At 72.1% G+C, this 20,143-nt stretch carries 18 protein-coding genes; 4 read left to right on the top strand and 14 right to left on the bottom strand.

Features of this window, described 5'->3' with window-relative positions; translation table 11 throughout:
• Positions 1-19 precede the first annotated feature (19 nt).
• From ACZ69I_RS10285 to ACZ69I_RS10270, 4 genes are all read right to left on the bottom strand, one after another.
• Positions 20-1,621: an MFS transporter gene (locus ACZ69I_RS10285; RefSeq protein WP_470831410.1), complete on the bottom strand. Its 1,602-nt coding sequence runs from the start codon at positions 1,619-1,621 to the stop codon at positions 20-22.
• 13 nt (positions 1,622-1,634) lie between these two features.
• Positions 1,635-3,173: an MFS transporter gene (locus tag ACZ69I_RS10280; protein WP_470831409.1), complete on the bottom strand. Its 1,539-nt coding sequence runs from the start codon at positions 3,171-3,173 to the stop codon at positions 1,635-1,637.
• A 111-nt stretch (positions 3,174-3,284) separates the two neighbouring features.
• Positions 3,285-3,878, bottom strand: a complete 594-nt coding sequence (locus tag ACZ69I_RS10275; RefSeq protein WP_467677722.1) for a sigma-70 family RNA polymerase sigma factor — start codon at positions 3,876-3,878, stop codon at positions 3,285-3,287.
• A 117-nt stretch (positions 3,879-3,995) separates the two neighbouring features.
• Positions 3,996-4,721: a hypothetical protein gene (locus ACZ69I_RS10270; protein WP_467677724.1), complete on the bottom strand. Its 726-nt coding sequence runs from the start codon at positions 4,719-4,721 to the stop codon at positions 3,996-3,998.
• A 271-nt stretch (positions 4,722-4,992) separates the two neighbouring features.
• Between ACZ69I_RS10270 and ACZ69I_RS10265 the strand changes: the two genes are divergently transcribed.
• A complete protein-coding gene (locus tag ACZ69I_RS10265) occupies positions 4,993-5,838 on the top strand; it encodes an alpha/beta fold hydrolase (protein ID WP_470831407.1) in 846 nt (281 codons plus the stop codon).
• Positions 5,839-5,907: 69 nt separating this feature from the next.
• On the opposite strand, the gene ACZ69I_RS10260 is transcribed toward ACZ69I_RS10265, so the two are convergent.
• Positions 5,908-7,026, bottom strand: coding sequence for an amidase domain-containing protein (locus tag ACZ69I_RS10260; protein ID WP_470831405.1), 1,119 nt, complete (start codon positions 7,024-7,026; stop codon positions 5,908-5,910).
• 350 nt (positions 7,027-7,376) lie between these two features.
• Here ACZ69I_RS10260 and ACZ69I_RS10255 point away from each other — a divergent pair, with 350 nt between their 5' ends.
• Positions 7,377-9,362, top strand: a complete 1,986-nt coding sequence (locus tag ACZ69I_RS10255) for a transglycosylase domain-containing protein (protein WP_470831404.1) — start codon at positions 7,377-7,379, stop codon at positions 9,360-9,362.
• A 33-nt stretch (positions 9,363-9,395) separates the two neighbouring features.
• Here ACZ69I_RS10255 and ACZ69I_RS10250 read toward each other — a convergent pair whose 3' ends face one another.
• The 5 genes from ACZ69I_RS10250 to ACZ69I_RS10230 form a co-directional block, all read right to left on the bottom strand.
• Entirely contained in the window at positions 9,396-10,730 is a 1,335-nt protein-coding gene (locus tag ACZ69I_RS10250; RefSeq protein ID WP_470831403.1) for a polysaccharide deacetylase family protein, read from the bottom strand.
• A gap of 181 nt (positions 10,731-10,911) precedes the next feature.
• Positions 10,912-12,177, bottom strand: a complete 1,266-nt coding sequence (locus ACZ69I_RS10245; protein ID WP_470831402.1) for a cation:proton antiporter — start codon at positions 12,175-12,177, stop codon at positions 10,912-10,914.
• A gap of 4 nt (positions 12,178-12,181) precedes the next feature.
• The gene (locus ACZ69I_RS10240) at positions 12,182-12,667 is read right to left on the bottom strand and encodes a cation:proton antiporter regulatory subunit (protein ID WP_467677733.1); all 486 of its coding nucleotides are present in this window, start codon (positions 12,665-12,667) and stop codon (positions 12,182-12,184) included.
• Positions 12,668-12,844: 177 nt separating this feature from the next.
• The gene (locus tag ACZ69I_RS10235; protein WP_470831401.1) at positions 12,845-13,231 is read right to left on the bottom strand and encodes a hypothetical protein; all 387 of its coding nucleotides are present in this window, start codon (positions 13,229-13,231) and stop codon (positions 12,845-12,847) included.
• 96 nt (positions 13,232-13,327) lie between these two features.
• Positions 13,328-14,875 carry an ATP-dependent DNA ligase gene (locus ACZ69I_RS10230; protein ID WP_470831591.1) on the bottom strand — a complete coding sequence of 516 codons (1,548 nt, stop codon included), beginning with the start codon at positions 14,873-14,875 and terminating at the stop codon, positions 13,328-13,330.
• Between the two features lie 191 nt (positions 14,876-15,066).
• On the opposite strand from ACZ69I_RS10230, the gene ACZ69I_RS10225 reads away from it, so the two are divergent.
• On the top strand, positions 15,067-15,261 hold the full coding sequence (locus ACZ69I_RS10225; protein ID WP_470831400.1) for a hypothetical protein: 195 nt from the start codon (positions 15,067-15,069) through the stop codon (positions 15,259-15,261).
• Positions 15,262-15,621: 360 nt separating this feature from the next.
• The gene (locus ACZ69I_RS10220; RefSeq protein ID WP_467677741.1) at positions 15,622-16,035 is read left to right on the top strand and encodes an SsgA family sporulation/cell division regulator; all 414 of its coding nucleotides are present in this window, start codon (positions 15,622-15,624) and stop codon (positions 16,033-16,035) included.
• A 14-nt stretch (positions 16,036-16,049) separates the two neighbouring features.
• On the opposite strand, the gene ACZ69I_RS10215 is transcribed toward ACZ69I_RS10220, so the two are convergent.
• From ACZ69I_RS10215 to ACZ69I_RS10200, 4 genes are all read right to left on the bottom strand, one after another.
• Positions 16,050-17,159: a Gfo/Idh/MocA family protein gene (locus tag ACZ69I_RS10215; protein WP_470831399.1), complete on the bottom strand. Its 1,110-nt coding sequence runs from the start codon at positions 17,157-17,159 to the stop codon at positions 16,050-16,052.
• Between the two features lie 39 nt (positions 17,160-17,198).
• Positions 17,199-18,401 carry a D-alanyl-D-alanine carboxypeptidase family protein gene (locus tag ACZ69I_RS10210; RefSeq protein ID WP_470831398.1) on the bottom strand — a complete coding sequence of 401 codons (1,203 nt, stop codon included), beginning with the start codon at positions 18,399-18,401 and terminating at the stop codon, positions 17,199-17,201.
• A gap of 103 nt (positions 18,402-18,504) precedes the next feature.
• On the bottom strand, positions 18,505-19,548 hold the full coding sequence (locus tag ACZ69I_RS10205; RefSeq protein ID WP_470831397.1) for a DUF998 domain-containing protein: 1,044 nt from the start codon (positions 19,546-19,548) through the stop codon (positions 18,505-18,507).
• A 99-nt stretch (positions 19,549-19,647) separates the two neighbouring features.
• Entirely contained in the window at positions 19,648-20,136 is a 489-nt protein-coding gene (locus ACZ69I_RS10200; protein WP_467677749.1) for a glutathione peroxidase, read from the bottom strand.
• Positions 20,137-20,143 lie beyond the last annotated feature (7 nt).

Genomic DNA, 20,143 nt, shown 5'->3' with positions numbered 1-20,143 from the left:
GGCTCGGGGGCCGAACGATCTAGCGGTCACTCCCCGGTTCCAGGTCGCCCGGTTCCAGGTCGTCCTGCTCCACGTCGCCCGGTTCCAAGGCGCCCGGTTCCAGGTCGCCCGGTTCCAGGGGCGGCGCCTGGACGCCCAGACACGTCTTGCACCGCGGGGCGTTGCCACGGTCGCCGTGCCAGGCAGCCGGGCTCGGCCGGACGAACACCGCGGCGGCCACCGCCGCGAGGACGAACAGCGCCGCGCAGCCCACCGCCGCCTTGCCGAAGGCGGTGTCGAGCGCGTCGGGATCCGCGTACGCCGTGCCGGACAGCCCGACCGCGAGCGGCAGCCCGGCCACGACGAGCAACTGCGCGATGCGCGCCGCCGTGTTGTTCACGCCGCTGGCGAGCCCGGCGCGGCTCGCGTCGACCGAGGCCAGGACGGTCGCCGTGAGCGGCGCCACGAACAGACTCATGCCGAGGCCGAGGACGACCACCGCGGGCAGCACCTCGGTGACGTACGACGCCCCGGGCCTGACCCGCAGCATGAGCAGTACCCCGGCGGCCGCCACGGTCGGCCCCGCGACGAGCGGGAGACGCGGGCCGAGGCGCCGCGCCAGATCGCCCGCGGGCGCGGAGAGCAGCAGCATCAGGACGGTGATCGGCAGGGTCGCCGTGCCCGCCTGCAGCGCGTCGTACCCGAGCGTCGTCTGCAACTGCACCGGCAGCATGAACAGGATCCCGCCGATGGCGGAGTAGAGGCACAGCGTCATCACGTTGGCCGCGGTGAACAGGCGCGAGCGGAACAGTCCCAGCGGAAGCATCGGATCCCGTCTGCGCTGTTCGACCACGACGAAGACGACGCCCGCCGCGAGACCCAGGACGCCCGGCAGGACCACGCCGGCCGCCGCTGTGTCGCCGGACGCGCCGATCAGCGCGAAGCTGATGCCCGCGAGGAACAGCGCGGCCAGACACGCTCCGGGCACGTCGAACGGCTGCTGTGTCGCTGTCTCGTCGCGGCTCTCCGGCACGTGCCGCACCGCGTACAGGACCAGTGCGGCCAGCGGCACGTTGATCAGGAAGATCCACCGCCAGCCGGGCCCGTCGATCAGCCAGCCGCCCAGAAAGGGACCGACGGCCCCCGCCACACCGCCGAGCCCCGACCACGCGCCCACCGCGCGCGCCTGGTCCTCGGGGCGGTACGAGGCACGGACGAGCGCCAGCGAGCCGGGGGTGAGCAGCGCGCCTCCGATGCCCTGCAGCGCACGGGCCGCGATCAGCGTTCCGGCGTCCTGCGCGAGCCCGCACAGCGCGGAGGCGGCGGCGAACCACACCACCCCGACGACGAGGGTGCGGCGCCGTCCGTAGCGGTCGCCGAGCGCCCCGCCGAGCAGGAGCAGCGCCGAGAGCGTGAGCATGTAGGCGTTGACGACCCACTGCAGGGCGGAGAGCGAGGTGCCGAGATCCCTGCCGAGCGTCGGCAGGGCGACGTTGACCACGGTCCCGTCGAGCAGCGCCATGCCCGAGGCGAGCACCGCGCACGCCAGGACCCAGCGGCCGCGGGCCGACGCCAGCGCGACGCCCTCCCCGGCACCGGGAGCCGGGCCCGCGCGGGGTGCCGGAGCCGGATTCGACGCCATCGAGCCACCGCCCCTACAGGTGAACCGTTCCGCTGTCCGTCGCCGTGTGCACCGGCGCTCCTCGGCGATACAGGATGACGGTAACGACGAGCCCGACCGCGAAGAAGAGCGCCGACCACCAGTACGCGGTCGAGTACGACTGCATCGCGGCCTGCGCCCGCACCTGCGGCGTCGGCTTCCTGCCCACCAAGTAGTTCGAGGCCGCCGTGGTGGCCAGCGTGTTGAGCAGGGCCGTGCCGATCGAACCGCCCACCTGCTGGCAGGTGTTGACCATGGCGGAGGCCACGCCCGCGTCGTGGGACGCGACACCGGCCGTCGCCATGCTCATCGCCGGGGCGAAGACGAAACCGAGACCCAGTCCGGCGAGCAGCAGCGGCGGCAGCACGTGCGCGGCGTAACCGCTCGTCACGTCGAGGGCGGTGAGCCAGGCCATGCCCGCGCCCGCGAGCCCCATGCCGAGCGGCACGATCGGTTTCGCACCGACCCGCGGCACCAGGTTGTTGGTGGTCACCACCGAGCCCACCACCATCACGGCGACCATCGGCAGGAACGCGAGACCAGTCTTGACCGGCGAGTACTGAAGGATCTGCTGGAGGTAGTACGTGAGGAACAGGAACACGCCGAACATGCCGGCACCCGAGATGAACATCGCGAGGAACGACGCCCCGCGGTCCCGGTCGAGGACGACCCGCAGGGGCAGCAGCGGATGCGCGGCACGCGTCTGCCACCACGCGAACGCCGCGACCAGCAGGACGCCGATGACCAGGAAGCCCCACGTCAGCACGTCGCCCCAGGCGTGTGTCTCGGCGTTGGAGAAGCCGTAGACGATGCAGAACAGGCCGGCCGACACCAGGACCGTGCCGGGCACGTCCAGCTTGGGCCGGTCCGGCGGGGCGCCCGCGTGCAGCAGGCGCGCGCCGCCGAGCATCGCGACGACGGCGAACGCGAGGTTCACGTACAGGCACCAGCGCCAGTTCAGGTACTCGGTGAGGACGCCGCCGAGCAGCAGGCCGACGGCGCCGCCCGCGCCCGCGATGGCGCCGTAGATGCCGAAGGCCTTGGCGCGCTCCCGGGGATCGGTGAACGTCGTGGTGAGCAGCGACAGGGCGGCGGGTGCGAGCAGCGCGCCGAAGACGCCCTGGAGCGCGCGGGCCGCCACCAGCATCGAGAAGCTGTTCGCCGCGCCGCCGATCGCGGACGCGACCGCGAAACCGGCGAGACCGGCCAGAAAGACGATCTTGCGCCCCACGAGGTCGGCGATGCGGCCCCCGAACAGCAGCAGGGAGCCGAAGGCGAGTGCGTACGCGGTGACGATCCACTGGCGGTTGCCGTCGCTGAACCCCAGGTCCTGCTGGGCCGAGGGCAGCGCGATGTTCACGATCGTCGCGTCGAGCACCACCATGAGCTGGGCGATGCCGATCACGGCGAGGATCAGCCAGCGATGCTCGTGACGCCCGCCTCCCGCGTACGGTACGGCGCCCGACGGTCCGGTCGCACGGGCGGTATCCGGCGCGGGCACCGGCTCGGGCGCAGGCGCGGCTTCGCGGTCCATGGTGCCTCCCAACACCCCCGCTCCACGCTAAGCGCCCTGGTCGGGGCCCGCGACCGGGGTCGTCGGGCGCCCGGCCGGGGCCCCTCCGAGGGCCCCGGCCGGGCGGATGCGTCAGCCGGCCCGGTCCGCGGCGACCAGCAGCTCGCTGACCCGCTCCCTGGCCCGTGCCACCCGCGAGCGCACGGTGCCGATCGGGCAGCCGACGGCGTCCGCCGCGTCGGCGTAGGGCAGCCCGGCGAGCTGGGTCAGGACGAACGCCTCGCGGCGGGGCGCGTCGAGCGACTCCAGGAGATCGAGCAGGACCACGCCCTCCTCGAAGCCGGGGAGGCCGCGGGGCTGGGCCCGCTCCGCCGCCGCCTGCCAGTCGCCGGTGTCGGCGATCCGCGGCCGGGCCGCCGCCGAGCGGAATCGGTCGGCGACGGTACGGCGCGCGATGGTGAGCAGCCAGGTGCGCGCGCCGGACCGGGCGGCGTAGCCGTGCAGCGAGGTCAGGGCGCGCAGATACGTCTCCTGGGTCAGGTCGTCGGCGCTGTGCGGGTCGCCGCTGAGGTGGGCCACGAAGCGCCACACGTCGCGGCGGGTGGCCCGCACGAACTGCTCGAAGGCCTGGGCGTCGCCGTCGCGGGCCGCCAGCGCCCACTGGGTGATCAGGTCGTCGCGGGTCAGGTCTTCGCCGGGCCGCGATTGCAGAAGAGCAGGTGTCATCGCAGAAGGTCCTTCGGTGAAGGGAGTTCGGGAAGCGGCGCGGGCACACGGCGGGAGCTGTGCCCCGGTGTGCGCGGACGCCGAAGATCCGCCCGGCACCGAGGGGTGCGGGCGGTTTCAGGAACTGACCGGAAGGACCGGTGGGCCTCTGCGTGAGACGGCGTACTGGAGAAGGACCCCGCGCAGCCGCGGTACGGGAACGAGCGTGCCGACGGTGGCAGGCGCGGGAGGAAGGGCCGCGACAAGGACCGCGAGAACGAACCGCAGTGGTACGAACACGGCCGCGGCCAGGGCGCGTCCGGTGCGGAAGACGGCTGCCTCGCCGCGCCACAGCCACAGGGCGCAGATCAGCGCGGCGGCCACGTGGGCGAGGAACATGCCGAAGCCGCTGTGCCCGAAGACGGACATGATCCAGTGCGAGACGCCCTCGTCGGGCATGGCCGCGGCGTGCGCGGAGCCCGCGGAGGGGGTGGCGCCGGAGGGCGGCGGGGCCATCGGCATCGGGTGGTTCATGTGGTTCATGCCGTCGCCGCCGTGGCGCGGCGGCCCGGAACCGCCGAGCGGCCCGCCTCCGTTCGGTGCCGTGCCCAACCGCTGCGCGAAACCGAACATTTCGTGCAGGCACAGCTGGGCCGCGACGGTGGCGCCCGTGACGGCCGCCGCACCGCGCTCGCGCCCGGTCAGCCACCACGCCGCGGCCATGGTGGCGCCGAACGCGTACGCCACCGCCCACCAGGGCATCGGAGCGGCCGACATGAGCGCGTGACCCAGGGCCGTCGCCACCACGCAGACGGCCGCGAACATCGCGGCTCGTGCGAGGCGGAACGCGGGACCTGAGGTCATGGGGAGCATCGTGCCAGGCGGGGGCGTGGTGTGGGGCGGCGAGTCCACGAGATGCCCGAAGTGCACCACATTACCCTGATATGCCGGTTGAGGTCCCGTGTTGGGCCCGCACCGTGTGACGAACGCGGGGTAAGCAACCTCTTGACGTGCTGTGTGCGCACCGCGAACGATCACTAACAGCGGTCGGCATTGCCGAACCGTGTTCGCGTCCACTGGCCGAGCTCCGAAGTACCGCTCGATCCCGAAGTGTTGCCCAATGAGGGGGACCCCCATGAACCCGCGTCACACCGCCCGATCCCTCCTGACCGCCGCGGCCGCCCTCGCCCTCGGCGTCGTGGGCCTTGCCGCCCCCGCCCACGCGACCGCCCCCGCCTCCGCGCCCACGGCCGTCCTGGACATTCCGCCCCGCGGCGCCAACGACTGGTCGTGCAAGCCGGATTCGGCGCACCCGCAGCCGGTCGTCCTGGTCAACGGCACGTTCAAGCTGATGGCGGAGAACTGGTCCAGACTCTCGCCGAAGCTGAAGAGAGCGGGATACTGTGTCTTCGCGTTCAACTACGGCAGGCTGGCGACCGCCCCCGTCCCCCAGTCGGCCGCGGAACTCCGGGACTTCGTCGAGGCCGTCCGCGGCGCCACCGGCGCGGCGAAGGTGGACCTCGTCGGGCACAGCCAGGGCGGCATGATGCCCCGCTACTACGTGAAGTTCCTCGGCGGCGCGGACAAGGTCGACGACCTGATCGGCATCGTGCCGTCCAACCACGGCACGTCCAGCCCGCTGGCCGGACCGCTCGGCGACACCGTCTGCCCGGCCTGTGCCGACCAGGTGGCGGGATCGGAGCTGCTGACGAAGCTCAACGCCGGGACCGAGACTCCGGCGGGCCCCGACTACACGGTCCTCACCACACGCCACGACGAGGTCGTCATCCCGTACACGAGCGCCCTGTTGAACGGCCCGAAGGAGTACGTCACCAACGTCGTCGTCCAGGACCACTGCCCCCTGGACCCGTTCCTGCACGACCAGTCGACGAAGGACCCGGTCGTCGCCCAGTGGGTCCTGCACGCGCTGGACCGCGAGGGTCCGGCCGACGCGGACTTCCGCCCCAGGTGCACGGGCTAGTGGCGGCCGTACCGGCCCCGCGAGGGCGCAGGTCGCGCGCGGGGCCGGTACGGCGGGTTACCGGTTCCGTCAGGTGCGGTACGCGAAGTAACGCCCGTCGGGGTAGGACGCGATGACGCTCGCGAGCGACCGCCGGTAGGTGTCGGTGGAGTGGTAGGTCAGGTACGGCATGCCCCGCCTGTCGCGGTACGTCACCACCATGGTGTGGTCCTTGGACCCGTTCCTGTCGAAGTCCACCTGCAGGACGTCACCGATGTCCAGCTGGTAGACGCTCGCCAGGTTCGGGGCCCGCCGGTTGGACAGCGTGAACCACGCCCATTCGTTCACGCCGACCCAGGAGGTGCTCTGGCTCGCGCTCTCGTACCACCAGTTCCGGTAGTCGTAGGCGGAACCCGGGACCGGCTTCCAGCCGCCCGCCTTCAGCGCCTGGCTGACGAAGTTGGTGCAGTCGCCGCCGGCTCCGTTGAACTTCCGGTAGGCCGGGTTGTAGCTGCGCCAGTACTTCTCCGCGTACGCCGCCATGGCGGAGTAGTCGTAGGCACCGGCCGTCTTGCCCGAGGGCATCGGCGTGGTGGGGGACTTGGTGGAGGCGGGTGTGCCGTCCGGGTACTGGTTGCCGTCGTCATCGACGGTCTTCGTTCGGGCCACAGAAGGCTGGTTGACCGCGACGGGGCCGTCGTCCCGCGAGGTGATCGCGGTCAGCTTCCAGCCGCCGTCCCCGGTGCCCGCGAGCTTCAGCTCCTGCCGCGTCGAGAACGCGGTGGTCTTCGGCTCGCCCCCGCGCACCTTCTTGTACGTCAGCGTGGACGACGAGGTGACCTGGACGGTCGCCGTGGTGCCGGTGAGGGTGGCGCGGTCCACGACGACGCGGGTGTCCGCCGCGGTGTAGGCCTCGCCGAGCTTCGCCAGCCGCGCCTTGCGGGCGCGCAACGTCCGCAGCGCGGCGTCCTCGTCCTTCTTCAGCCGGTCGGACATGTGCGTCGTGGAAGCGCCGGCACCCGAGCCGCCGCGCCCCGCGTGACCCTCCACCAGGGCCTGGGTGCGCCGGGAGAGGATGTCATCGGCGATGCGGGCGAAGGCGGCGACCTCCTTGCGGTCGGCCTTGCGGGGCCCGCTGCCGGCCGCGTCCGCGTGCGCGGGGGGTGCGAGCAGGGAGGCGGACGCCACGGCCGCGGTCACACCTGCCACGACGGCGGGTCTGTATCTATTGGGTATCGCTACGGGTATCACTGCGTTTCCTCTTTCGTCACCGGATCACCCCGATCGGGGCACGGAATCTTGACACAACTCCATGCCCTCTCTGTGCCGTTGCCCCCTCCGCGGCGCCCGAAGGTCTCCGGACCAAGGCGCCAGGGCCCCGGCGGCCGCGCCTCACGTGCCTCTAATGTGAGCGGCAGAGCGCAGCAGAGGAGGCATACGGGGTGGGTGGGCGCGGGATGGCCGCAGGTCAGGGAAGCGGGGAGCGGCGGGTGGCACAGGGGGGCCGCCGCGCGGCGACGGGGCGGCGAAGGAAGTCCAGGGAGCGGCCGGAGGGCGGCATGTCCGACGCCCTGGCGTGGGCGCGCAGGCAACTGCGGCGGCTGCGTCCGGCGTATCCCCGGCCGGGCCGCAGCGGATGGCGGCGGTGGATGCCTTCGTGGCGCCAGTGGCTGGGGGCCTTCCTGTACGCGGTCGTAGGCCTGACCGGATTCGTCGCCATCGCGTATGCCACCACGGACATACCGGACGACCTCAACTCGTTCGCCACGCAACAGGACAACGTGTACTACTGGTCCGACGGGACCGTCATGGCCCGCACCGGCTGGGTCATCCGGCAGGAGATACCGCTGGACAAGGTGCCGCCGAAGGTCCGGGGCGCCGTCCTCGCGGCCGAGAACGCGAGCTTCTACTCGGATTCCGGCGTCTCGCCCTCCGGTGTCCTGCGTGCCGCGACCGCGGCGGTCACCGGAGGGGAGACCCAGGGCGGGTCGACCATCACCCAGCAGTACGTGAAGAACGTCTACCTCAGCCAGGACCGCACCCTGTCCCGGAAGTTCACCGAAGCCCTGCTCGCCGTGAAGCTGGACAACCGCACGAGCAAGGACAAGATCTTCCAGGACTACCTGAACACGAGCTGGTTCGGGCGGGGGACCTACGGCATCCAGCGCGCCTCGCACGCGTACTACGGCAAGGACGTCTCGCGGCTCAACGCCAGCGAAGGCGCCTTCCTGGCCTCTCTCCTCAAGGGTGCCGGACTGTACGACCCGGCCCTCGGCAAGGAGAACCACGAGCGGGCCGTCGAACGGTGGAACTGGATCCTGGACCGCATGGTCGCCACCGGCCACCTCACGCAGGCCGAGCGCGCCACGTACAAGAAGTTCCCCGAACCCACGAAGTCGGGCTCCGGCGATACCCCCGGCGCACATACCGGTTACCTGGTGGAGCTGGCGAAGCGGCACGCGATCAAGGCCGGGCACATCAGCGCCGCCGACTACGACCTCGGCGGCTACCAGATCCGCACGACCTTCGACCGCAAGCGCACCAAGGCCCTGACCGCCGCCGTCCAGAAGGCCGAGAAGGGCTTCGACGCCGAGCGGCGGCCCGACACCGACGAGCACGCCAGGATCGGCGCGGCGAGCGTGGCCCCGGACGGCCGGCTGCTCGCCGTGTACGGCGGCCGCGACTTCCTCAAGCAGGGCTTCAACCAGTCGAACGCGACGACCATTCCGGCCGGTTCGGCATTCACCCCCTTCGTCTACGCTGCCGCGCTCGAGGACGGTGTGCAGCGCACCCGTGAGGGGAGCCGCACGCCTGTCTCCCCGGCCAGCGTCTACGACGGCGACGACCGGATCGCGGTGCGGACGCCGGAGGGGCCGTACTGGGACCGCAGCGGCAAGGTGGTCAAGGGCCGCAACGAAGGCGGCCGCGACTGGGGCGAGGTGACCTTGCGCCAGGCCGTCGCCAACTCCGTCAACACGCCCCTGCTCCAACTCGGTCTCGACGTCGGCCTGGACCGGGTGGAGAAGTACGCCCTGCGGGCGGGGCTGCTCAAATCGAGCCTGGGGGAGCGGGTCCCGACGTTCGCGCTCGGGGAGAACTCGACGCCCAGCGCCATCCGGATGGCCGGCGCGTACCAGACGTTCGCCGCCCACGGCATGCACACCGAGCCCTACTCGGTGCGCTCGGTCAGCCGGGCCGGGGACGCGGTGCCGGTCGTCGTGCCGAAGCCCGCCCGGGCGATGTCGGAGAAGACCGCCCGGGCGGTCACGGACGCCCTGCGGGCCACCATGACCGACGGGTCGGCGAAGGCGGCGGGCGGGGCGCGCCCCGGTGCCGTGGGCAAGACCGGGACGACCACCGCGAACACGGCGGGCTGGTTCGTGGGAGGCACCAAGGACGAGACCACGGCCGTGGTCGTCTACCGCATGTCCCTGAAGGACCTGGTGCCGCTGCCCCTGAAGGGCCTGGGCGGCGACGGCCCGGAAACTCTCGCCAGTCAGCGGGCGGTGGACCTGTGGTCCCACTACATCGGGGCGCTCACCTAGGGTCTTCCGTCCGGACCGGGCGGGCCCGCCGCGCTACTTGACGAGCGACTTCCACTCCGGCGCCTGCGCCGGGTCGAGCAGGCGCAGGCGGTCCAGGACCTTCGGATCCTGGACGTCGAGCCAGTCGGCCAGCTCCCGGAACGACACACAGCGGACGTCCTTGCGCGGGCACACCTCGCGCATCACGTCCTCGACGGCGTCCATGTAGATGCCGCCGTTCCAGTCCTCGAAGTGGTTGCCGATGAACATCGGTGCCCGGCTGCCGTTGTAGACACGGTTGAAGCCGTTCATGTACGACTTCGACACCTGTTGCTCCCACGCCGGGAACTTCGCCGGGTCGCCCTGGGTGCTGTCGCCGGACTGGTGGTACAGGAAGTTGAAGTCCATGGAGAGGACCTGCACCTCTTTGCCCTCCATGGGCAGGAGTTGCAGCGGAAAGTTCCATATGCCGTTGGCCTTGGACGGCCATATCTGGAAGTCGCCCGAGGAACTCGCGTCGTAGCGCCAGCCGAACGGCTTGATCGCGGTCAGGAGGTCCTTCTGGCCCTCCAGGCAGGGCGCGCGGCCGCCGACCACTTCCCGGTCCGGGTCGAAGGGCAGGGGCGCCTCCTGGGTGAAGCCGGTGTTGGTCTTCCACTTCTTCATGAACGAGTACGCCTGCTCGATCTCGCTCTTCCACTCCTCGGGACTCCAGTCCCCGCCGCCCTTGGGGCCGCAGAAGTGCCCGTTGAAGTGCGAACCGATCTCGTTGCCGTCCTTCCAGGCGCCGCGCAGCTGCTCCAGCGTGGTCTGGATGTGCGGAACGGTCGGATACGAGATGGCGGCCGACCCCGGATCGTGCTGCGGCGGGCGGTAGAGCGACTTCTTGCTCTCCGGCAGGAGGTAGATCCCGGTGAGGAAGAACGTCATGTGGGCGTCGCTCTCCCGCGCCACTTGCCGGAAGTGGGAGAAGCGGTGGTCGTCGCCCTCCAGCGCGCCGTCCCAGGAGAAGACCACGAACTGCGGAGGCTTCTCACCGGACTTCAGCTTCCTGGGCTTGAGCTGCTTGGGCTGCGGCCCGGCGTACGAGGTGGAGCCGTCACCCAACACCCGTACCTTGCCGTCCCACTTCTCCTCCCCCTTCTTCGCACGCTTGGCCGCACGCGCCTTCTGTGCCGCACTGCCGGCGGAGTCGGACGCGGTGTGCCCGGCGCCGCTCCGGTCCCCGGAGGAGTTCCCGAGGGCGAGAACGCCGGTGGTGGCCACCCCGCCCAGGCCGAGTACAGCCGCGATCACGGCCAGGTGCTTGCGCCGCCGGGCCTTCTCGCGCGCCTTGCGGGCAGCCCGGGACTCGGCCCGGGCGGGTTCAGTGCCGTCGGCTTCGATCACTGCGGTCCCACCCCGTGTTCGTCGCAGCAGGGCCGCGCGTGAATTGTTTGTATGAATATAGGACCGACGGCGTGGGTGTCCGTATCCCGGGGGCGCCTGCGTTGGTTTCTGACCTGATCCCAGGACCCGCCGGACCGGAACCTGACGAAGCACCTCGCAGGCCGGTCCGGCGGATCGGGGCCTACGAGCGGTCGCCCACGTCCTGCCCGTCCAGGGTCTCGACCGCTTCCAGGGGCGCGGGCACCGGAGCACCGGCCTCGGCGGCGGTGGCGTCGAGCCCGCGGCGGCGCGCGAGGGCGCCGCTCGCGTAGCCCGCGATGGGCTGCGCGTACCGGGCGGTCAGCGGGCCGACGATCACCAGGATCAGGACGTACGCCGTCGCCAGCGGGCCGAGCGAGGGCTCGATGCCCGCGGTGACGGCCAGCCCCGCGATGACGATGGAGAACTCGCCGCGCGCCACCAGAGCGCCGCCCGCCCGCCAGCGGCCCTTGACCGAGATGCCCGCGCGCCGGGCCGCCCAGTAACCGGTCGCGATCTTCGTCAGCGCGGTGACGACGGCCAGCGCGAGCGCGGGCAGCAGCACCGGCGGAATGCTCGACGGGTCGGTGTGCAGCCCGAAGAAGACGAAGAAGACGGCCGCGAAGAGGTCCCGCAGGGGCGCAAGGAGGGAGTGCGCGCCCTCGGCGACCTCGCCGGAGAGCGCGATGCCGACCAGGAACGCGCCCACGGCGGCGGACACCTGGAGCTGCTGCGCGATTCCCGCGACGAGGATCGTCAGGCCGAGCACGACGAGCAGTAGCTTCTCGGGGTCGTCGCTGGAGACGAAGCGCGAGATGAGCCGCCCGTACCGGACCGCGACGAAGAGGACGAGTCCGGCCGCGCCGAGCGCGATGGCGAGCGTCAGGCTGCCCGCGGCAAGGCCGACACCGGCCAGCAGGGCCGTGATGATGGGCAGATAGACGGCCATGGCCAGGTCTTCGAGGACGAGGACGCTGAGGATGACCGGCGTCTCGCGGTTGCCGAGCCGGCCGAGATCGCCCAGGACCTTGGCGATGACTCCGGACGACGAGATCCAGGTGACTCCGGCGAGGACGACGGCGGCGACCGGACCCCAGCCCATCAGCAGCGCGGCGATGGCGCCGGGCAGGGCGTTGAGCGTGCAGTCGACCAGGCCGGCCGGGTACTGCGTCTTGAGGTTGCTGACGAGGTCGCTGGCCGTGTATTCGAGGCCGAGCATCAGAAGCAGCAGGATGACGCCGATCTCGGCGCCGATGGCGACGAACTCCTCGCTCGCCCCGAGCGGCAGCAGCCCGCCCTCGCCGAAGGCGAGACCGGCCAGCAGGTACAGCGGGATCGGCGAGAAGCGGAAGCGGCCCGCGAAGCGGCCGAGCAGCCCGAGGGCGAGGATGATCGCGCCGAACTCGATCAGAAAGACAGCGGAATGCACGCGCTCACTCCCGCCCGAGTATCGTCGCGGCCGTCTCCACGCCTTCGCGTGTCCCGATCACGATGAGGGTGTCGCCGCCGGACAGCCGGAAGTCCGGAGTCGGCGACGGAATGGCGTCGGCCCGCCGGAGCACCGCCACGATCGAGACGCCGGTCTCGGTCCGCATCCGGGTCTCGCCGAGGAGCCGCCCGTTCCAGTGCGACGTGGCCGACAGCAGAACGCGCTCGGCGACCAGGCCGAGATCGGTGGTGTGCAGCAGGTTCGGGCTGTGGTGCGACGGCATCAGCGCGTCGATCAGCGAGTCCGCCTCGCCCGAACTCAGCCGCAGCGACAGCGCGCACTCGTCCGGGTCGTCGGAGCGATAGGCGCTCAGTGTCCGCGCTCCGTCCCGGTGCGCGACCACCGAGAGGCGCTGCTGTTCTCGGGTCGTGAGGTCGTACCGAATGCCGATGCCGGGAAGCGGCGTACGGCTGAGTCGTGATGCGGGCACAGTTTCTCCCCTTGCGTAATGGATGATCTCCCCCGGTTGTCACCCTATCGGGGCCAAGGATTGGCAAAATCCCACCCATGCCACGCGGCCCCACCAGGCACGACCGCCTCGATAGGGACGGGGGCGCGGGCCGGGCGGGGCCGGGGGGAATGCGAAGGAGAGCAGGGGGAGGAGGCGTCAGTCGGTGAGCGTGACGCAGGGGAGGCCCACGCTCGATCCGCCGCGGAAGCCCTCCGCGCAGAGCCGTGTCCCCGCCGGGAAGTGCCGCTGTGGATACGCCTGGTCCCGGTAGGTCCTGAACTTGGCGACGTCCTCGACCTTGGTGTTGGCGCTCCAGCCGTTGGTGGTCCACACGCGTGCGCTGATGCGGTTCGGCTGGTTGGTGTTGATGACCGACACCTCGACCCGGCCCAGGTAGGTCCCGGAGTCGTAGGTCTCGATGCAGACCGCGTTGTTGCACCACTTGCCGTCGGCGACCGCCGAGGGCCCCGTGGCGACGAGGCAGCCGAGCGCGGCGGCGACGGCGCCGATTCCGGCGGCGAACTTCTTGGTGATGTCGAGCATGGCGAGGAGCCCTCAAGCCTTCTTCATCGGCCCGTGACCAGGCATCGGGCCCTGTCGGTTGGTGTCCTGCGGACCAACGCGACAAACGATCATGAGTTACGCGGTGACGGGACCGCCGCCCCGCAGGACCGCCTCGACCGTGTCCGCCTCCTCGGGAGACTTGTCCTCGCGGTAGCGCACCACCCGGGCGAAGCGGAGCGTGACGCCCGCCGGGTAGCGGGTGGACTTCTGCAGGCCGTCGTAGGCGATCTCCACGACGAGTTCGGGGCGCACGGTCACCACGTAGCCGCTGGAGTCGACCGCCAGTTCCTGCAGACGCTCGGTCTGCCAGGCGAGCATCGCGTCCGTCATGCCCTTGAACGTCTTGCCCAGCATGGCGAACGTGCCGTCCGGGCGCCGGGCACCCAGGTGCAGATTGGAGAGCTTGCCGGTGCGGCGGCCGTGCCCCCACTCGGCAGCCAGGACGACCAGGTCCAGGGTGTGCACGGGCTTGACCTTCAGCCAGGAGGCACCCCGGCGGCCCGCCTTGTAGGGGGCGTCGAGCGCCTTCAGTACGACTCCTTCGTGGCCACGTCCCAGCGTCGCCTCGAAGAACTCCTCGGCCTCGCCGCGCGACCGCTCGTCGCCCGGGTCCGCCACGAGCGCCCGCCGCACCCGCATCGGCTCGGGCACCAGGGCCGCCAGCTCCGCGTGACGCTCGGTGAACGGCAGGTCGAGCAGGTCGCGGCCCGCCACGGAGAGGGCGTCGAAGAACACGGGGGACAGGGGCAGCCCGGCCGCCGCGGCGGAGACGTCGACGCGCGAGCCGACCCGGCCCGCGATCTCCTGGAACGGCCGCGGCCGCCCGTCGCCGTCCACCGCGATGACCTCGCCGTCCAGGATGAAGTGGGACCCCGCCAGGCCGAGCGCGGCGGCGGTCAGCTCGGGGAGCCGGTCGGTGATGTCGTCCAGGGTGCGGGTGTAGACGCGTACGTCGTCCCCGCTCCGGTGGACCTGCACCCGGATGCCGTCGAGCTTCTCCTCGACCGCGCACGGCCCCAGCTTGTCGATGCCCTCGACGACCGAGGCGGCGCTGTGCGCGAGCATCGGCATGACGGGGCGGCCCACGGTGAGACGGAACTCGTCCAGCGCCTGTGCGCCGTGTGCCAGCAGCGCCTGGGCCACGGGGGTCACGGAACCGGCGAGCATCACCGAACGCCGGACGGCGTCCGCCGGAGTCTCCGTGGCGAGCGCGAGCCCCTCGACGGCCACCGCGTCCAGCGCCCCCTGGCGCACCTCGCCGGTGAGCAGCCCGATCAGGAACCGCTGCTCGTCGGCGGTCGCCGCACCCATCAACTCCCCGACGAGGCGCTTGCGTTCGGTCTGCGACCCGGCGCCCGACACCGCTCCGATCGCGGTGAGCGCCTCGTCCACACCGCGCACGGTCAGCGTCGGCCCGTCGGCGGGCGGCTCCGTGTCCTTGAGCGTGCTCCAGCCGATGCCGAGCCGTCCCTGGGGCAGCCGGCCCGCCAGATAGGGGATGACGATCGGTACGTCGTCCGGCTCCGCGGCCCGGAACAACTCGGCGAGCAGCGCGATCTTCTTGGACCGCGCCGAGGTGGCGGCCACTTCCTTGGACACGTGCGCGAGCCGGGCGAGCAGCATGAGGTCATCCTGCACCGGCACCGGGTGCGCCGCACGGCCGTGGTGCCCGGTGCCCTGTTACCGAACGCGGACAGAACCCGATGAACGAGCCCTGTCGCGGATGCCGTCTCACGAGGCGTAGCGAACAGCAGATCCGGTCGGCCGCCCCAGCGGGTGACGGCCGCGTCCAGACATCCCGTGGGGGGATTTCCATGAAGATCACTCGTCGGCCTCACGGCGTCACCCGTTCCGCCGTCCTGGCGGGCGTCGCCGCCACCGCGGTGCTCACGCTGGCCGCGTACGGAACGGGGGACGCGGACGCCGCGGAGACCCCGGGCAAGAAGATCTCCGTCTCCATCACGTCCGCCGAGGGGGACGCCCACGCACCCCGGGGCGCGGTCCGCTAGGGGTTCGGGCGCGCCGCCACCTCCCTCGCCTGCCCCGCTCCCGGGCCCAAACGGAATCGTGGGACCGGCGCATCGGGCCGCCGCTCCCGACGTGCCGCGCGCCCCGGTGGAACCGTGCCGCCAAATGGGGGTGATGTTGCCCGGAAACACGCGTGCACTCGTCTGTGGTGGGCACCCGGACGCCGTGGCGGACGTTTCCCCCGCTCGGCTGGGCGGCACGAAGAAAAGGTGTGTGATGCAGGTCACATGGATCTCTCGGCGCGTTGGCGTAATGACACCCCTTTGTCCGGGGTCCTAAGGGCACAGGAGTCACCGGAAGCGGAACGCCGAGAACAGCATCACCAGAAGTGGAGCACGACCATGGCCGTCACCCTCGAACAGCCCGCCCGCGCCCGTCTCATCACCCCCGAGGGTCGTGAGCGCGGCCTGCCCGTGGTCCTGCGCTACTCGGCGGCAGACCCCCTGGCCATCCAGATGACCTTCCCCTCGCACGCGGCGCTCGACGGCGTGGAGGTCACCTGGATCTTCGCCCGCCAGCTCCTGGAGGACGGCATGAGCGCCCCGGCGGGCAGCGGCGACGTGCACGTGTGGCCGTGCGGGCGGGCCCGGGCGGTTCTGGAGTTCCATTCGCACCAGGGAGTCGCCCTGGTCCAGTTCGACAAGATCGCGCTGCGCCGCTTCCTGTCGCGGTCGTACGCCGTGGTCCCCGCGGGCGGCGAGGAGGAGAGCATGGATCTCGACTCGGGCCTCTCGCGGCTGCTCGGCGGAGTCTGACCGACCGTGCTGAGCTACGCCGAGGGTGCCGCGCCGGAAGCCCCGTGGATATCGCCCACGCCGTCCGGGCCCCCCGACCCGTCCAGGTCCTTCCACCCTGCCGGATCCCGTGTCCCGTACAGCGCGGGCCGCTCGGCCATCGCCACGGTGACGCGCCCGCCGGTGCGCAGCGCCTCGACGCCGGCCTCGGCGACGACCGCGGCCGCGTACCCGTCCCAAGCGCTCGGTCCCGTGACCCGGCCGTCCCGGGCGGCGGCCACCCACGCCCGCACCTCGCGGTCGTACCCGTCGGCGAACCGCACCAAGTAGTCCTGCGCCACCTCCTCGTGCGCGCGGCCACCCGACCGGACCACCATCGAGCGCGCGTCGCCGAGCCGGGCGCTGCCACGCTCGCAGACCGCCTCGCACCGCACCTCGTAGCCGAAGCCGCTGTTGACGAAGACCTCCACGTCGACGACGGCGCCCCCGGACGTCTCGAAGAGCACCAGCTGGGGGTCGAGCAGGCCCTGCGGGGCGCCCGCCGACGGCGTCGGCCGCAGCACCGTGACGGCGTCGATCTCCTGGCCGAGCAGCCACCGCGCCGCGTCGATCTCGTGCGAGACGGAGCTGCTGATCAGCATCGACGAGGTGAAGTGCGGGGGAGAGGACACGTTCCGGTGGCGGCAGTGCAGCAGCAGCGGACGGCCCAGCCGCCCGGAGTCGAGCAGGCGTTTCAGGGCCGCGTACTCGGTGTCGTACCGGCGCATGAAGCCCACCTGGATCAGCCTGCGCCCCAGCCGGGCCTCCGCCTCCACGACCCGCAGGGCCGAGACCGGGTCGGGGGTCAGCGGCTTCTCGCAGAGCACCGGGAGGCCGCGTGCGCAGGCGGCGAGCAGGGCCTCCTCGTGCGCGCTCTCCGGCGAGGCCACCAGGACCGCGGCCACCCCCGGAGCACTCACCGCGGCCATCGCGTCCCCGTGCACGCTCACGCCGTCGCGGCCCGCCACCGCGGCCTCGGCCCGCGCCGTGTCGGGGTCCGCGACGGCGACCACGCGGGCCCCGCCGACCGTGTCGCCGATCCGGCGCACATGATCGGCGCCCATGCGGCCCGCCCCCAGCACGGCGACTCCCAGCAGCTCGCCCATCCGGCGCCCGCCCCCTGTCCGCTCAGTCGATCCGTCCGTTCAGTCGACGGCGCCTCCCGCGCCCTTGCGTCGGGCCACCGTAGCCGCCCGGCGCCGGACCGCCACGACACAGCCCGCGAGCAGGGCGGCCGAGCCCGCGCCGACCAGCAGGATCGCGGACCAGTCGGAGCCCTCCGGCTCCACGGTCGCGGCGACCTCCCCGGCCGCGTGGGCCGGCCCCGGCACCGTGCGGGTCGCCCTGTGCGGCGGCAGCAGCGAGCCCACCGGCTGCACCTTGTCGCCCGCCGTGAAGCCCCAGTCCAGCAGCGCCCGCGCCTCCTCGTACACGGCGCGGCCGCCGCCCGCCTGGGGGTTCATCACCGTCACGACGAGGGTGCGGCCGCCCCGCTGGGCGGCGCTGATCAGCGTGGAGCCCGCGTGACTGGTGTAGCCGTTCTTGACGCCGAGCAGCCCGGGGTAGGGCGTCACACCGTCGGCGCCGGTCAGCAGCCGGTTGGTGTTCTGGATGGGGTACGACCAGCCGCCCGCGGGGAACTGCGCGACGCGGGTGGAGCAGTACCGGGTGAACTCCGGGTCGGTGAGCCCGGCCTTGCCGAAGACCGCCAGGTCGTACGCCGACGAGACCTGCCCCGGGGCGTCGTAGCCGTCGGGCGACACCACGTTGGTGTCCCGCGCGCCGAGCTCGCGGGCCTTGAGGCGCATCTGCCGGACGGTCTCGTCCAGGCCGCCGTTGAGCCGCGCGAGGACGTGCACGGCGTCGTTGCCGGAGCTGAGGAACACGCCGCGCCACAGATCGGCGACCCGGTAGGAGCGGCCGGCCGCCACGCCCACCATGCTGCTGCCCTCGCCGATGTCGTCCAGCTCGTGCTCGGAGACGACGTGCCGCATGTCGGCGTTCAGGTGGGGGAGCGTCGCCAGGGCGAAGAGGGACTTCAGCGTCGAGGCGGGCGGCAGCTTGCGGTGCGCGTCCCGTGCGGCGAGCACCTCGCCCGTACGGGCGTCCGCCACCACCCAGGCGAGGGCGGACACGTCACTGGGCAGCCCGGGTGCGCCCGGACCGGGCCTGACCTGCACGCCGGGCCGGTCGAGGAGGGCGGACGAGTAGGCGGGCACGGGCCGCGGAGGGGCGGGTTCGGCGGGCACGTCGACGGCCGCGGCAGGTGAGGACAGGAGGACCAGAGTCCCGAGCGCGAGGGCCGTGGTGCGTACGGAGGAGGAGCGCGAAAGGTACCTGATGACCATTCAGCCACCGTATGAGCGCTGCCCGAAGTCCGCAGATCGGCTTGGTCCGGCTGGATGTACCGCGAGGCCGGAGGCCTGTGCGGGCCCGCCAGGTGGCACCCCGTCACTTCGCTTGCCGCACGCGGCGGCTGGGCTTCCCGGCAGGGTGGTACGGCGGCGACGGTGCGTCGGGCGCAGGCAGGCGGTTGACCGCGGCGCCGCCCGCCATCAGCACCGCCACGGCGATCACCGCGCACACCGCGTTGCTCACCAGGTCGACCGTCAGCGAGCCGCCGCCCTCCGGGCGGACCGGGAACGACGTCCACACGTACGTGAGCAGTGCTCCCGCGGCGAGGGCGCAGACGTGCTGTTGGCCCCATCCCCGCTGCCGTGACCAGCGCAGCACGGCGGCGGTTCCGGCCGCCGCGACGACGCACCAGATCGCGACGCCGGCCCATTCGTACGCGTCCGAGGTGACGAGGACCGAGGGACCCCAGTACAGGCTCGTCCCGGCGAGTGCCGCGGCGCCGACCCGCCAGGGCGGGGGTGCGGTACCGGGGGCGGGACGCGGGCGCCGGGAGCGGACGCGGAAGGCGAGTGCGACGAGGGCGACGATGACGACCGCCGTCCCGGTGAGTTGGGCGGGCGACGCGAGGAAGTGCTCCTCCGCGTAGTTGCCCCAGAAGACGAGCCCGGCGCCGAGCACGTACACCGCGGCCGTCACCGCCCAGCCGGTGCGCCCCAGCCACGGTGTCGTGCGGCGGGCCGCGGCGCAGGTCTCCACCAGCGCGATCGGCACCAGGATGCTCCACACCGTGTGCAGCGCGAGGATCGTCTGCGTCAGCTCGACGCTCATGCCGAGCCCCGGCAGGTACGACGGGCCGTGCAGCAGGTCCTGGCCCGCGTACGCGTCGTTCCACAGGAGCTGGTCGACCGGGCCCTCCTCGATCAGCGCGTACGCCGCCGCGAGCAGCGCCATCGTGGGCCGGCCGCCCCCGTACCGGCGGGCGGTCTCCCGCACGAGGAGGGCGCCGCAGCCGTACAGCGGGGCGAGTACGATCCCGAGCCCCGACTCGGCCACCGTGAGGTTGCCGAGGAGGAACTCGCCGACGAACGGGGCCAGCAGGAAGAGCGCGACGGCGGGGCCGAACCGCCTGGTGGAAGCCATGCTTCGACGCTAGGCGGCAGGGCCCCGCCCACGAGTCGCCCGAAAGTCGACGACCGGCTGACCAAAGTCGCCGGGTCGTCGGACCCAGGGTTCCGGTCGTCAGGCCGGAAGGTGCTTCTCGACGGCGCCGACGAGCTCCGGGGCGTCGGGCTCGGTCTGCGGGGAGAAGCGGGCCACCACGCTGCCCGACGGGTCGATCAGGAACTTCTCGAAGTTCCAGCGGATGTCACCGGTGTGGCCCTCCGCGTCCGCCGTCCCGACGAGCTCCTTGTACAGCGGGTGTCGGTTCTCGCCGTTGACCTCGACCTTCTCCGTCATCGGGAACGTCACCCCGTATGTCGCCGAGCAGAACTCGGCGATCTCCTCGGACGTGCCGGGCTCCTGGCCCATGAACTGGTTGCAGGGCACGCCGAGCACGCTGAAGCCGCGCGCCGCGTACTGCTCGTGGAGCCGCTCGAGACCCGCGTACTGCGGGGTGAGCCCGCACTTGGAGGCGACGTTGACGACCAGGACGGCCTTGCCCTCGTACTGGCGCAGGTCGGCGGGGCCACCCTGCAGGGCGCCGATTTCTTCTTCGTAGACAGACATAGTGACC

The organism is Streptomyces sp. NPDC036815, assembly GCF_055609205.1.
The sequence above is the reverse complement of the archived record's forward strand: the minus strand, read 5'-3'. Positions and strand labels throughout refer to the sequence as shown.